The sequence below is a fragment of the Erwinia sp. 9145 genome (genome assembly GCF_000745075.1).
Lineage (GTDB): Bacteria > Pseudomonadota > Gammaproteobacteria > Enterobacterales > Enterobacteriaceae > Erwinia > Erwinia oleae.
On record NZ_JQNE01000001.1, the window covers coordinates 2,198,179 to 2,212,102 of the forward strand.

11 protein-coding genes and 1 tRNA gene are annotated in these 13,924 nt (G+C 54.6%); 5 read left to right on the forward strand and 7 right to left on the reverse strand.

Annotated elements, in window-relative coordinates:
* Nucleotides 1-39 precede the first annotated feature (39 nt).
* Nucleotides 40-127 (forward strand) — tRNA-Ser (locus FA91_RS10685).
* Between the two features lie 820 nt (nucleotides 128-947).
* On the opposite strand, the gene phoH is transcribed toward FA91_RS10685, so the two are convergent.
* Nucleotides 948-1,736 (reverse strand): phosphate starvation-inducible protein PhoH, encoded by a 789-nt coding sequence (gene phoH / locus FA91_RS10690; protein ID WP_034915558.1) that lies wholly within the window; start codon nucleotides 1,734-1,736, stop codon nucleotides 948-950.
* 628 nt (nucleotides 1,737-2,364) lie between these two features.
* On the opposite strand from phoH, the gene lldP reads away from it, so the two are divergent.
* Genes lldP through lldD form a run of 3 tightly spaced genes read left to right on the forward strand, consistent with a single transcriptional unit; the run spans nucleotide 2,365 to nucleotide 5,932 of the window.
* A complete protein-coding gene (gene lldP, locus FA91_RS10695; protein WP_034915560.1) occupies nucleotides 2,365-4,011 on the forward strand; it encodes an L-lactate permease in 1,647 nt (548 codons plus the stop codon).
* Complete coding sequence (lldR, locus tag FA91_RS10700; RefSeq protein WP_034915561.1) at nucleotides 4,008-4,784, forward strand: transcriptional regulator LldR; 777 nt, start codon at nucleotides 4,008-4,010, stop codon at nucleotides 4,782-4,784. The genes lldP and lldR overlap by 4 nt, the downstream gene beginning before the upstream one ends.
* Nucleotides 4,781-5,932: an FMN-dependent L-lactate dehydrogenase LldD gene (gene lldD / locus FA91_RS10705; RefSeq protein ID WP_034915562.1), complete on the forward strand. Its 1,152-nt coding sequence runs from the start codon at nucleotides 4,781-4,783 to the stop codon at nucleotides 5,930-5,932. Before lldR ends, lldD begins: the two co-directional genes overlap by 4 nt.
* A gap of 58 nt (nucleotides 5,933-5,990) precedes the next feature.
* Here the strand turns inward: lldD and efeB are convergent, their stop codons facing one another.
* The 3 genes from efeB to efeU are packed head-to-tail and all read right to left on the reverse strand — an operon-like array spanning nucleotide 5,991 to nucleotide 9,218.
* Nucleotides 5,991-7,268: an iron uptake transporter deferrochelatase/peroxidase subunit gene (efeB, locus tag FA91_RS10710; protein WP_034915566.1), complete on the reverse strand. Its 1,278-nt coding sequence runs from the start codon at nucleotides 7,266-7,268 to the stop codon at nucleotides 5,991-5,993.
* Between the two features lie 6 nt (nucleotides 7,269-7,274).
* The gene (gene efeO, locus FA91_RS10715; RefSeq protein ID WP_034915569.1) at nucleotides 7,275-8,384 is read right to left on the reverse strand and encodes an iron uptake system protein EfeO; all 1,110 of its coding nucleotides are present in this window, start codon (nucleotides 8,382-8,384) and stop codon (nucleotides 7,275-7,277) included.
* An 18-nt stretch (nucleotides 8,385-8,402) separates the two neighbouring features.
* A complete protein-coding gene (gene efeU, locus FA91_RS10720) occupies nucleotides 8,403-9,218 on the reverse strand; it encodes an iron uptake transporter permease EfeU (protein WP_034915572.1) in 816 nt (271 codons plus the stop codon).
* 242 nt (nucleotides 9,219-9,460) lie between these two features.
* Between efeU and FA91_RS10725 the strand changes: the two genes are divergently transcribed.
* Nucleotides 9,461-10,549: a hypothetical protein gene (locus FA91_RS10725; protein WP_034915574.1), complete on the forward strand. Its 1,089-nt coding sequence runs from the start codon at nucleotides 9,461-9,463 to the stop codon at nucleotides 10,547-10,549.
* 108 nt (nucleotides 10,550-10,657) lie between these two features.
* Here the strand turns inward: FA91_RS10725 and FA91_RS10730 are convergent, their stop codons facing one another.
* The 3 genes from FA91_RS10730 to putP all read right to left on the reverse strand — a co-directional run bounded on the left by FA91_RS10730 (nucleotide 10,658) and on the right by putP (nucleotide 13,627).
* Nucleotides 10,658-11,107, reverse strand: a complete 450-nt coding sequence (locus tag FA91_RS10730; protein ID WP_034915576.1) for a DUF943 family protein — start codon at nucleotides 11,105-11,107, stop codon at nucleotides 10,658-10,660.
* Complete coding sequence (locus FA91_RS10735) at nucleotides 11,104-11,952, reverse strand: DUF3289 family protein (protein WP_034915578.1); 849 nt, start codon at nucleotides 11,950-11,952, stop codon at nucleotides 11,104-11,106. Before FA91_RS10735 ends, FA91_RS10730 begins: the two co-directional genes overlap by 4 nt.
* Before the next feature lie 190 nt (nucleotides 11,953-12,142).
* A complete protein-coding gene (gene putP / locus FA91_RS10740; protein WP_034915581.1) occupies nucleotides 12,143-13,627 on the reverse strand; it encodes a sodium/proline symporter PutP in 1,485 nt (494 codons plus the stop codon).
* Nucleotides 13,628-13,924 lie beyond the last annotated feature (297 nt).

The window sequence follows — 13,924 nt, forward strand, 5'->3', positions numbered from 1 at the left end:
TAGCGCCCCGTCGTCCTGTGGACGGCGAGGAAAAAATACGGTGAGGTGTCCGAGTGGCTGAAGGAGCACGCCTGGAAAGTGTGTATACGGCAACGTATCGGGGGTTCGAATCCCCCTCTCACCGCCATATTTACAGAGAAAGCCTGAATTAACGTTCAGGCTTTTTTATTGCATACTCCCCAGTGAGAGGGGTGATGAGAACCCCCGTCGGGGTTTGACAACCGGCGACAGCCGGATGGACAGACCGTAAGCGCAGCGCGCGGGCTGCCTTTAGTGTGAGCGAAGCGAATCAATCCCCCTCTCACCGCCATATTTAAATGAGAAAGCCTGAATTAACGTTCAGGCTTTTTTATTGCATACTCCCCCATGAGAGGGGTGATGAGAGCCCCCGCCGGGGTTCAACAACCGGCGACAGCCGGATGGACAGACCGTAAGCGCAGCGCGCGGGCTGCCTTTAGTGTGAGCGAAGCGAATCAATCCCCCTCTCACCGCCATATTCAAATGAGAAAGCCTGAATTAACGTTCAGGCTTTTTTTATTGCATACTCCCCCATGAGAGGGGTGATGAGAACCCCCGCCGGGGTTCGACAACCGGCGACAGCCGGATGGACAGACCGTAAGCGCAGCGCACGGGCTGCCTTTAGTGAGCGAAGCGAATCAATCCCCCTCTCACCGCCATATTTAAATGAGAAAGCCTGAATTAACGTTCAGGCTTTTTTGTTGCATATCCCCCAATGAGAGGGGTGATGAGAACCCCCGCCGGGAATATCAGGTTTGCCGACGTGCGGAACGGTCGTGTTGCCTTGCGGCTGAGCATCTGCTTATGGCGAAAGACGGATGAAAACATCTTCCGGCTTACCACCGCCATCGTTCGCGCCCCCGCCGCCAGGCAGAGAACGCGAAAAAAAAGCCCGAGCCAGTGCCCGGGCCTGTTTCAGATAATGATGATCAGCCGTAAGCGGCGAGCGTGCGCTGACAAAGCTCAGAGCGCACGCAGTCCTCTTTCTCAAAACGAACCACGCCAATCATCTCGTCCTCGGCAAAGCGCGACAGCGCGTCACTGAGGCCCGACTGAACATGCGCGGGCAGGTCACATTGGGTAATATCGCCGTTGACAATAACGGTGACGTTTTCTCCCAAACGGGTCAGAAACATTTTCATCTGTGCGGCAGTGACGTTTTGTGCCTCGTCGAGGATGACCACCGCGTTTTCAAATGTACGCCCGCGCATATAGGCAAAAGGCGCGATCTCCACCTTGCCGATTTCCGGGCGAAGGCAGTACTGCATAAAGGAAGAACCAAGACGTTTAACCAGAACGTCGTAAACCGGTCGGAAATAGGGAGCGAACTTCTCAGAGATGTCGCCGGGCAGGAATCCCAAATCTTCATCGGCCTGCAACACCGGGCGCGTAACGATAATCCTGTCCACATCCTTATGTATCAGGGCCTCAGCTGCTTTTGCGGCGCTAATCCAGGTTTTACCGCAGCCTGCTTCGCCGGTAGCGAAGATCAGCTTTTTACTCTCTATGGCAGTTAGATAGTGCGCCTGAGCGGCGTTTCTGGCTTCAATTGGCGCGTGGTCACGCGTATCGCGCGCCATGCCGATTGAGTCCAGTCCCCCCATATGCACCAGCGAAGTGACCGATTCTTCTTCACGCTGACGATGGCTGCGTGAATCGCTGCGAAGAACGCGTTTTGCTTCACGACGCGCTTTGATCACTGCTTTCTGTCTTCCCATAGTGGCACCTTACAGTTGGTTTCATTTCCCGCATCTGAACAGCATGCGATTACGTGAACGCTTTAGTGGTTTTTGGCTTCCTTTTAAGCCTTTAGGGGCCGTAAAAAGACGCACGGCGGAATCAGCCAGGCGTCTGATTTGAGTAATGAGATGAGAAAAGAGGAGAGAAGAAAATAGCGTTGGGGCGGAGTAGCCCTCGCGAAGAAAAGCGATATGATGACGACGATGCTGCGATCCGTGACAGGATATTCCCATTCGCGATCTCCGTGAGGGTAATAACAACACTATAGACTGCCGCTACGAATAAGTTGCTCCAAACGCAGTGATAAATGCAACATTTATTTTACGTGATTTGAAACAAAATTTTATTAGCCGATCTTATTTGAACAGCGCCCCGCCCGAACGCCCGGCTGCTGTGCATGGCAGGCGGCCCTACCAATTGAGCGTGAAATCCGCTGATACCTCACAAATTCTTACTCTCTCCGAACAAAGCTATTGCCAGCAAATAACAACTGATTAACCATCCGTTGTCATTATTGATACATCAATCTCTGGCCGTACCAATTTTACATTACGCAGCGTCAGCCGATTCATTGTCACGCCCAACGAATACTCCAGGAGAATAGTAATGGACCTTTGGCAACAAAATTACGATCCCAATGGAAATATCTGGCTTTCCAGCCTCATCGCCGCGTTGCCGATTATCTTTTTCTTTTTCGCGCTGATTAAGCTGAAACTGAAAGGCTACGTCGCGGGCACGATAACGGTGCTGATTGCCTTAGCTGTCGCGCTGTTCTTCTATCGCATGCCGGTAGAGCGCGCGCTGGCAGCCGTGGTCTATGGCTTTTTTTACGGGCTGTGGCCAATCGCATGGATTATCGTTGCGGCGGTGTTTGTCTATAAAATTTCGGTGAAAACCGGCCAGTTTGAAATTATTCGTTCGTCGATCCTGACGATAACTGCCGATCAGCGCCTGCAAATGCTGATTGTTGGCTTCGCGTTTGGCGCCTTTCTGGAAGGCGCGGCAGGCTTTGGCGCGCCGGTCGCCATTACCGCAGCCCTGCTGGTTGGGCTGGGTTTCAATCCGCTCTATGCTGCGGGCCTGTGTCTTATCGCCAATACCGCGCCGGTCGCCTTTGGTGCGATGGGCATTCCGATTCTGGTCGCGGGTCAGGTGACCGGGCTCGACAGTTTTGAAATCGGGCAGATGGTCGGCCGTCAGTTGCCGTTCCTGACGATTATCGTGCTGTTCTGGATCATGGCCATCATGGATGGCTGGCGCGGGGTAAAGGAAACGTGGCCTGCGGTGATGGTGGCGGGCGGTTCTTTCGCCATCGCCCAGTTTCTGAGCGCCAATTTTCTTGGCCCGGAGCTGCCGGATATTATTTCTTCACTGGTTTCGCTGGTCTGCCTGACGCTGTTTCTTAAACGCTGGAAGCCAACGCGGATTTTCCGTTTTGCCGATGCCCCGGCCATTGAGCCTTCAGCGCAACCGCGCTACACGCCCGGTCAGATACTCCGCGCCTGGTCGCCGTTTCTGTTTCTGACCGCCACCGTCACGCTGTGGAGCCTCCCGCCGTTCAAAGCGCTGTTTGCGCCGGGCGGCGCGCTGTATGACCTGGTGATAACTGTCCCGGTGCCCTGGCTGGATAAGCTGGTTGCCCGTATGCCGCCGGTGGTCAATGAGGCGACGCCTTATGCGGCAGTGTTCAAATTCGACTGGCTCTCCGCCACTGGCACGGCCATTCTTGTCGCGGCGATCCTGTCTGTTATCTGGCTGCGGATGAAGCCCGGCGCGGCGGTAGAAACCTTTGCCGCCACGCTGAAGGAACTGGCGCTGCCGATCTACTCCATCGGCACGGTGCTGGCCTTCGCTTTTATCTCCAACTACTCCGGACTGTCATCCACCCTTGCGCTGGCGCTGGCGCATACCGGCAGCGCCTTTACCTTCTTCTCACCTTTTCTCGGCTGGCTGGGCGTGTTCCTGACCGGCTCGGACACCTCATCAAACGCCCTGTTCGCCGCATTGCAGGCCACCGCCGCACAGCAGATTGGCGTCTCTGACGTGCTGCTGGTAGCGGCCAACACCACCGGCGGCGTCACCGGCAAGATGATCTCGCCGCAGTCTATCGCTATCGCCTGCGCCGCCGTCGGGCTGGTGGGAAAAGAGTCCGACCTGTTTCGATTCACGGTGAAACACAGCCTGATATTTACCTGCATGGTGGGTATCATTACCAGCCTGCAAGCCTATGTTCTGACCTGGATGATCCCATGACCACGGAGAATCGCCGTCCGACAACCAACCTTGCCGGGCGGATTAAAACGCTGATTCATGAACAACGCCTGGAAGCCGGTATGCGCCTCCCGGCGGAACGACAGCTTGCGGCCGAGCTGGGCGTTTCGCGTAATTCATTGCGTGAGGCGCTGCGACAGCTCAACAGTGAAGGATTGCTGTTGAGTCGCCGGGGCGGCGGCACCTTTGTACGCTGGCAACATGAAGCGTGGTCAGAACACAACATTGTGCAGCCGATCCGCACCTTGATGGCTGACGATCCTGACTACAGCTACGACATTCTGGAAGCACGCCACGCGATAGAGGCGAGTACGGCGTGGCATGCCGCCATGCGGGCGACGGAAAGCGACAAAGAGAAACTGCGGCTTTGCTATGACGCGACGCTCAGTGCCGATCCGGATCTGGCGTCGCTGGCGGACGTGCGCTTTCATCTTGCCATTGCCGAGGCGTCCCACAATGTGGTGCTGCTGCAAACCATGCGCGGCTTTTTCGACCTGCTGCAAACGTCCGTGAAGCAGAGCCGCCAGCGGATGTACCTCGTTCCGCCGGTCTTTGCCAGACTTTCCGAACAGCATCAGGCGGTGATGGAAGCCATTCTGGCAGGCGATGCAGACGGCGCGCGCAGAGCGATGATGGCGCATCTTGGCTTTGTGCACACCACTCTTAAACGATTTGACGACGATGCCGCCCGGCAGGCGCGTATCACCCGCCTGCCGGGCGATGGTAACGATTTTTTCAAGGAGAATGACGCATGATTATCTCTGCTGCCAGCGACTACCGCGCCGCGGCACAGCGTATGCTGCCGCCCTTTTTGTTCCACTATATCGACGGCGGTGCCTACGCGGAGCATACCCTCAGACGTAACGTGGACGACCTGTCGCAAATTGCCCTGCGCCAGCGCGTGCTGAAAAACATGTCCGATTTAAGTCTGGAAACCACGCTGTTTAATGAGCGGTTGAGCATGCCGGTGGCGCTCGCGCCCGTCGGCCTGTGCGGCATGTACGCCCGACGCGGCGAAGTGCAGGCGGCCGGAGCAGCAGCGGCAAAAGGCATCCCGTTCACCCTCTCCACCGTTTCTGTTTGCCCGATTGAAGAAGTGGCGCCAACCCTGAACCGCCCGATGTGGTTTCAGCTGTATGTGCTGCGCGATCGCGGTTTTATGCGCAACGCGCTGGAGCGCGCCAAAGCGGCGGGCTGCTCGACGCTGGTGTTCACGGTGGATATGCCAACGCCCGGCGCGCGCTACCGCGATGCGCACTCCGGCATGAGCGGCCAGCACGCCGCGCTGCGCCGTTACTGGCAGTCGGTGACGCATCCGCAATGGGCGTGGGACGTCGGTGTAAACGGTCGCCCACACGATCTGGGCAATATCTCTGCCTACCTCGGCAAACCAACCGGGCTGGAAGATTACATCGGCTGGCTGGCGAAAAACTTCGATCCCTCTATCGCCTGGAAAGATCTGGAGTGGATACGCGAATTCTGGGACGGCCCGATGGTGATCAAAGGCATTCTGGATAAGGAGGACGCCCGCGACGCCGTGCGCTTCGGCGCGGACGGCATCGTGGTATCCAATCATGGCGGACGTCAGCTCGACGGCGTGCTCTCGACGGCGCGTGCCCTGCCCGCCATTGCCGACGCGGTAAAAGGCGAGATCGCCATTCTGGCGGACAGCGGCATTCGCAATGGTCTGGACGTGGTGAGAATGATTGCGCTGGGGGCGGACTGCGTGCTGTTAGGTCGCGCTTACCTCTACGCGCTGGCGACACACGGCGAAAAAGGCGTGGCGAATCTGCTCAATCTGATCGAGAAAGAGATGCGCGTCGCGATGACGCTAACCGGGGCCAGAAATATTGCAGCGATTACGCGTGAGTTACTGGTGACGGATAACACTCCGATCGGATGACATAATTTGAAAGACAGATAAAAAGTGGCGGCGCGAAGCGGGTCAAAGCCTGAATCACTCAGGCTTCCAGAAGTGTCTGCCCCAGATAATGCTTGTCGTCCGGCACGCCGGGCAGGACGAAGAAATAGCCGCCGCCGATGGGCTTGATATATTCCTCCAGCGCCTCGCCGTTGAGCCTTTTCTGCACGGTAAGAAAGCCCTTTTCAAGATCGTGCTGATAACAGACAAACAGCAGCCCCATATCCAGCTGCCCGGCATGCGAGACGCCCAGCGAATAGTTGTAGCCGCGTCGCATCATCAGGCTATCCTGGCTGTCGGCGGTACGGGGATTGGCCAGCCGGATGTGGGCATCCAGCGGCGTGACCTCACCGTCGGGATCGCTGGCGTAATCAGGCACGTCATGCTCATTGCTCATGCCCAGCGGCGCGCCGCTGTGCTTAACGCGGCCAAAGATGTTCTCCTGCTCGCGCAGCGGCGTACGGTCCCAAAACTCAACGCGAAACTGTATGATCCGCGCCGCCTGATAGCTGCCGCCCACTGCCCAGGCGGGTTCGCCCTGTTCCGCCGTCACCCACAGCATCTGGTTCATCAGCGCCGCGTTGGTGCTGTCAGGGTTAGCTGTTCCATCCTTAAAACCCAGCAGATTGATGGGCGTTTCTTTGCCGTGGCTGCGTGCGGCATGATCGGAAATAAACCCTTCCCGCCGCCAGCGTACGCTGAGCAGATCCGGCGTGTATTTGATGATGTCGCGCAGCGCGTGGATCACCGTGTCATTGGTATTGGCACAGATTTGCAGGAGCAGATCGCCGTGGCACAGGCGCGCGTCGAGCGCATCATTGGGAAAGCGCGTCATCGGTTGCAGCTTGCGCGGCCTGAGCGCCGCCAGCCCGAATCGCTCATCAAACAGGCTGTTGCCGACTGAAAGCGTCAGCGTCAGATTATCAGGAGAGATGTTGTCGCCAAGAATACCGGAATCCATCGGCGGCAGGCGCGGATTGCTGACCTGCGGCGCTTCACCGCCCTGAGTCAGAAAGGCGAAGCGCGCCGTCAGTAACTGAAAAAGACGCGTTAAATCAGCGTTGTCCGCCGCCAGCACGTCAAAAGCCACCAGCATCATAGCGGACTGCTGGGGCGTGACAATCCCCGCCTGATGTGAACCATAAAAAGGCTGGGCCTCAAGACGCGCATTGGGCGACAGCACGCCCGGCGAAAAAGAGCGCTCCGCCGGTGCGGCCTGTAGCGGACAGCCGCCGCCAACCGCCAGCGCGCCGCTGATAAGCCCCATCCCCTTCAGTAAACGACGGCGCGCCGCGCCGTCAATCGGTTGTTGTGCCATCGGCGTTTAATCCAGGCTCAGCGTGCCACGCAGCTTCGACAGGTCTTCCGCCAGCGTAGTAATCGGCCCTTTAAGGGCGTTACGATCGGCATCGGTGAGTTTGTCGTAAGACTCGAAGCCGTCCCCGGCGCGGTACTTCTTCAGCACGCCGTCAACTTTAGCGAAGTTGGCGTCTACCCTGGTCAGCAGTGCCGCATCGTGCTTTTGCAGCATCGGGCGCAGCAGGTTAACAATTTTCTGCGCGCCGTCGACGTTGGCCTGGAAGTCCCACAGATCGGTACGGCTGTAGCGATCTTCCTCGCCGGAGATTTTGCTGGAGGCGACCTCTTCAATCAGGCCCGCCGCGCCGCCCACCACTTTGCCCGGCGGGAACGCCAGTTCGCTGACGCGTTTTTGCAGTTCCAGCACATCGCTGTTGAGTTTATCGGCGTAGTTTTCCATCCCTTTGGTGCTGCCGTCGCTGAACAGCGCCTTCTCCAGACGGTGGAAGCCGGTGAACTGCGGATCCTCCGCTTTCTTCTCATAGTCGTCTTCGCGGGCATCAATGCTGCCGTCCAGATCGGAGAAAAGTTCGGCGATAGGTTCAATGCGCTCGTAGTGGCGACGGGTCGGTGCGTACAGCGCTTTCGCTTTGTCCAGGTCCCCCGCTTTTATCGCATCGGTAAACGCTTTTGTGCCGCTGACCAGCCCGGTGAGTTCCTGCGTCACGTAAGTTTTGTAATCGGCGATCGGCCCGGCCAGCTGCAACAGATCCTGCTTGCCAGCGGCGGCTTTGCTGTCGCCCTGCACAATCAGCTTGCCTTTAGGGTTGCTGAGCAGGCCGCAGGTCATCTCGTACTCACCGGCCTGGAGGGTGGCGGTAAGCTTTTGGGTAAAGCCCGGCGCAATATTTTCACGCTCTTCCACCACCATCACGCCTTTCAGGATCTCCCATTCCAACCCTTTCTGACTGTTGTTTTTGATCACAAACTGGGTTTTGCCGGCCTTAACGGTGATATTCATCGGCTCGCACTGTTTGTCGTTAACGGTCACGTTGACCTGTGGCACATCAGCAGCGGCGGCGAACGGGCCTGACAGCACAGCCAGCGCCAGCACGGAATAACGGAAACAATTCATAGTGATTCCCTGTAAAAGTTAGTGTGTTCGGGCAGGCGCGGGTTTGAAGAACAGCGCCAGCGCAGGAAGCAGATAGATAAACCAGACGGCAACTTCACTGACGGACGGGGTTTCCTGATAGCCAAAGAGGCCTTCAAGCAGCGTGCCGAACAGCGTATGGGTGGAAAGCGTGTTACTCATATCGAACGCCACGGACTGGAAGTGGTTCCACAGTCCTGCCTCATGGAAAGCACGGATAGCCCCTGCCGCCAGCCCGGCGGCCACCAACAGGATGAACAGGCTGGTCCATTTGAAAAACGCGGCCAGGTTGAGACGCAGGCCGCCCTGGTAAATCAGCATGCCGAGCACGACGGCGGTTGCAAGCCCAAGAACGGCACCGGTCGGCGGCGCAATGCCGACATCCTGCTGGAATGCCGCGAGCAGGAAGAAGACCGACTCCAGCCCCTCGCGCGCCACGGCGAGGAACACCATCATCACCAGCGGCCAACCGCTGTTGTTGCCCTTCTTCAGCGCGCTGTCGACCGCGTCTTCAAGTTGCGCTTTGACATTGCGTGCAACGTTGCGCATCCAGAACACCATCCAGGTCAGAATGCATACGGCTACCACGGCCACCAGCCCTTCGAACAGTTCCTGCTCTTTTTGCGGAAATTCACCGGTGGTTTCGTTGATAAACCAGCCCAATGCCAGACACAACGCAGCAGCGCTGAAAACGCCAATCCACATCGCGCCCAGCCATTGACCACGGTGGGTTCGCTTCAGGTAGCTGGCAATCAGGCTGACGATCAGCGCGGCTTCCAGCCCCTCTCGCAGCATGATAAGAAACGGAACGAACATGCAGCACCCTCAAATGTGAATCAGTTTCAATGAAAGTAAAGAAATGCAAATTTAAACGAGAGTGATTATCATTACAAGGAAATAAAAAACAAGAGACTGAACAGGATTTTTTGCTTTTTGCGAACGCTGCCTTGCCAATAACTTCTGCTGCATACGCTTTATAAAATTTTTCGTGCTCACGGAACCGTCGATGCGGTTAAAACACTCAATGACACCGACCGTCTTTTCTTCAGAGAGCGCCTATGTCCGTTGAACTGCTTAATCCGACTCCAATACACCTGCCGCAGCAGTTTGGCGGAGGGTTTGATTCCAACTCGCTGAATACCCCGCAGGGCGGGGGCGCTGATCACCAGGGTCTGAGCGGAGGCGCGATCAATTTCGCTTCTCCTCAGGCAGGCATGTTAAATTACGGCAACCCGGGGGGCGTAAACAGCCTGTCTGCGCAGGACGGTCTGGCAGGAAGCGGCCAGGGCGTTGATGACAATCTCCGCCAGTTGGTCAGCGACCTCGTGAACCAAATCATGAAAGCGTTTGCGCAAATGATGCAGCAGGGCGGCAACGATGATGCCACCTCCCCTGCCGGAAAAGACGCGGGCGACAGCAGCGCGCAGCCGCAGACGGCCTCTTTTGATAGCATGAGCGATCCATCGCAGACTGAAGAACAGCCGGCAACGCCAGCAAACGCAACCGCCCAGCCGCAGCCGCAAACGGCAACGCCATCCGCTGAGACGGATGCCACTAACCAGTCTGCAAGCAAAGCCAATGTTTTCGATAAAGGTACCGTCGCTGGCAGCGGCCCCCGCACGTTTGATATTACCAATAAAGAAGATCATGATATCAATATCGGCCAGTTTGATAAGGACAATAAGCTGGTCGCCGAAATGACGCTGAAACCAGGCGAAAGCGGCAAAATGAAATATCAAAATGACTTTACCGGCGTGCTGAAGCAGTCGGACTCTGAAGGCAAATATCAGGACAGCGCCAGCCGTCTTGAATTCTATAATGGGTTTGTCAATACCAGCGATATTGACGGACGCAATGCCGCCATCCATGCCGAAGATGGTAAAGGATTTGAAATTGGCGATGAGAAGAGCATTGCCGATGAGGCACCTGACAGCATCGTGAGCAAAGACTCAGCAGGCAATAAAACGATTGCCGGCTGGTATGACGGTTCAACCGATACGATGAAAAAAGGCGGGGAATATATGACCAACAAGCTGGGTACCGGCGATACCTATATGCATCCGGATGACGATAAACTGCCAAATGGTCAGAACCCAATGCGTCACACTGATTCTATGGAGCTGGATGTGACGTTTGGTAAAGCGTAATGCATGGACCGGTTGTCGATAATGGCAGCCGGTTACCCCCAAATCTGCGCTAAATATATTAAAAAAACACCGAAAGGCTACGCAAAACTTACCTTCGGCGATACGTATTTAACCACCTGCTTTAACAATTTTACCTTTATCATTTATCATATAGGCAGAATAGTCAAACTCGTATATTTCCTTTCCTTCACGGTTTGTACTAATCATCATTAAAATATCTTTATCAATGCAGTTTTTCGGCCTCGGTAAATGGTCAAAGCATAATCTATCTTTTTTTCCCAACTCCTGATAGCCCTCCCCAAAAGCAAAAATGGTAATATAACGCGGGCCACCCTTTTCATAAGTAAGGATATTATTATCGCGTAGCGTTATATTTTTATTTTTTCTCCACCATTTAATTTGAGCCGTATGAGAGATCGGGAATTGTTCAACGAGTACATCCACTGTATTTGCGTTATGATGTACAGCAATGATCTTTACGGAACGATTATTTATCCAGAAATAACCGCCGCTCACCATAATTAAAAATATAGTTACTATTAAAATTCCTTTTCTCATTCAACTCCACCCTTAACATCTATTATTGCTTCAAGGTTAGTCAAAAACGGCCTGAAACCAAATTTATTATATCGTTGTAAAATAAACCAGATACGAAAAAAGTGAAACTGATGAAATTTTAATTTTCGTATATCTTCAACATCCAGGCCAAAATGATCTTGTGCACTATATCGCAATTTAGCATTCCAGCTTCTCCCATTGTTCTCCAGGCATAATATTTCTATGCGAGTAGCATGTACATCATGTATGGTAATACCTAAACCGTTAATTTTATCGAGTACCGGTGAATTAAATTTTGGCATAATACTTCTGCCAATTCTATCCTTAAAAACATTGATTTCTTTTAAAGGATAACCGCCACTTTCGTAGTTGATATTATCATTTATTACCTTTTCTATAGCAAGCTTTGAGCTCCTGCGCGAATTATCATTATAAATCTGTCGCTTATATGCTACATTCAGCGATGGATCTCTAAAAGGCGCGCCGTTAAAATGCTGGAAATGATGCAGCATTTTGTTAATGAGATATTTCTGGTGCCCAATTAATGCTAACGGTAAAGAAGTCACCTGCATTTCTTCGAATAAAAGTCTGGCACACTCCTGCACGCTGACCTTCTCACCACGCCGCCGGTTGCCGTACGCACCGGCAAATCGCGAACGTGGATTATCAAATGCGGTCAGACGCGTTAAGGTGTAAGGATCAATAATATCTGAGACATGCGTGAGGCGTAATTCGCGTTTCAGAAAAGATTCGCAGATATCGCCATAGCGCATATCGTCGGCGCTGTAATCATTAAATTTGCGTTGGGTGGTAAAAATAGTTTGCGGGAATCTGGCCATGACCATAGCGGTGTTACTCCATGTAACGAACTTTCCATTTTAAAACCGACGGGTTGAGTGTGCTTTCTGCACCGTGGCACTTTCCCATAAATGCCTGAACAGGTAAACCTGTTGAAGTGAGCCACATTAATAAACGTGAACTGGAGCAAGGATTGGAGTAAGGCCGGTTGTGCAATAACCGGCCAGGCGTGAGGTGTTAGTGCGTATTAAATTCAGCTTCTGCCTGTTCAAAACGCTGGCGGGCAGCGACTGAAGGTTCTCTTCCCATCAGGCTGACGATAACGATCGCCAGGGTGGCAAACAGGAAACCGGGAATGATTTCATAGAGGTTGAGCCAGGCGAACTGTTTCCAGATAATCACCGTAGCAGCCCCCACGATCATGCCTGCCAGCGCGCCGTTACGCGTCATCCGTTTCCAGATCAGTGACAGCAGTATCACCGGGCCGAAGGCGGCGCCAAAACCTGCCCAGGCATAGCTCACCAGACCCAGCACGCGATTGTTTGGGTTGGCGGCCAGCGCGATAGCAATGACTGCGATCAGCAGCACCATCATGCGCCCTACCCACACCAGCTCGCGCTGTGAGGCGTTCTTACGCAGGAAGTTTTTGTAAAGATCTTCTGTCAGCGCGCTTGAACAGACCAGCAGCTGGCAGCTCAGCGTTGACATCACCGCCGCCAGAATCGCGGACAGTAAAATCCCGGCAATCCACGGGTTAAACAGAATACGCGCCAGCTCAATAAAGACCCGTTCGCCGTTTTCAGTTACGCCCGACGCCTGTTCAGGATGATTCTGGAAATAGGCGATGCCGAAGAATCCGACCGCGACCGCACCGGCCAGGCAGAGGATCATCCACGTCATACTGATACGGCGTGCGCTGCGAATCGAGCGATGGGAATCCGCTGCCATAAACCGCGCCAGAATGTGCGGCTGGCCAAAGTAGCCCAGTCCCCAACCCAGCAGCGAAATCACCGCAACGAAGTCCAGCCCTTTCAGCATGTTGATGTTTTCAATACTTTTGGCTTCAATAACCTTCAGCGAATCGCTGAGTCCGCCGACGGCAAAAATAACGATGACCGGCGTCAGGATCAGCGCAAAAATCATCAGGCTGGCCTGTACGGTGTCGGTCCAGCTCACGGCAAGGAATCCGCCCACGAAGGTGTAAATGATGGTGGCGGCCGCCCCCGCCCACAGCGCGGTTTCATAGCTCATGCCAAAGGTGCTTTCAAACAGGCGCGCGCCTGCCACAATGCCGGAAGCGCAGTAAATGGTGAAGAAAACCAGAATAACCAGCGCCGAAATAACCCGCAGCAGTTTGCTGTTATCTTCAAAGCGACTGGTAAAGAAGTCAGGCAGCGTCAGGGCGTTGCCGTGGTGTTCCGTCTGCACACGCAGGCGACCCGCGACGAATTTCCAGTTCAGGTAAGCGCCGATGGTCAGCCCGATGGCGATCCAGCTCTCTGAAATACCGGAAAGGAAAATCGCACCCGGCAGCCCCATCAACAGCCAGCCGCTCATATCGGATGCGCCCGCCGACAGCGCAGTCACAAAACTTCCCAGGCTCCTCCCGCCTAAAATATAGTCGTCAAAGTTTTTGGTCGAGCGCCACGCAACAAAGCCTATCAGCACCATACCTAGGATATAGATGCAAAAGGTCACCATCAGGGGTGTGCTTACTGTCATTCAGGTTCTCCACTTATTATTGTTGATGCGTTGTGCATCCGATTAACCTTCCCCGGGCCGCGGGAACATCGCGGCATCACGTCCTGTCGCCTGAGGCGGGATATCCTGCCGTAAACCGCATTCGCGCACAATGATTTAACACAGGAGTTACAGCGAGTTCACGCTTTATCACAGCCTGCGTGCTGACAGGTTGCACCGGATCACACTCTTAAAAGTAGCACCGGCTAAACCCCTGTAACTCTTGATGTTATAGCAAAATCATTTCTGGCGAGATTCTTGCAGCAATAAGCGTGCCGC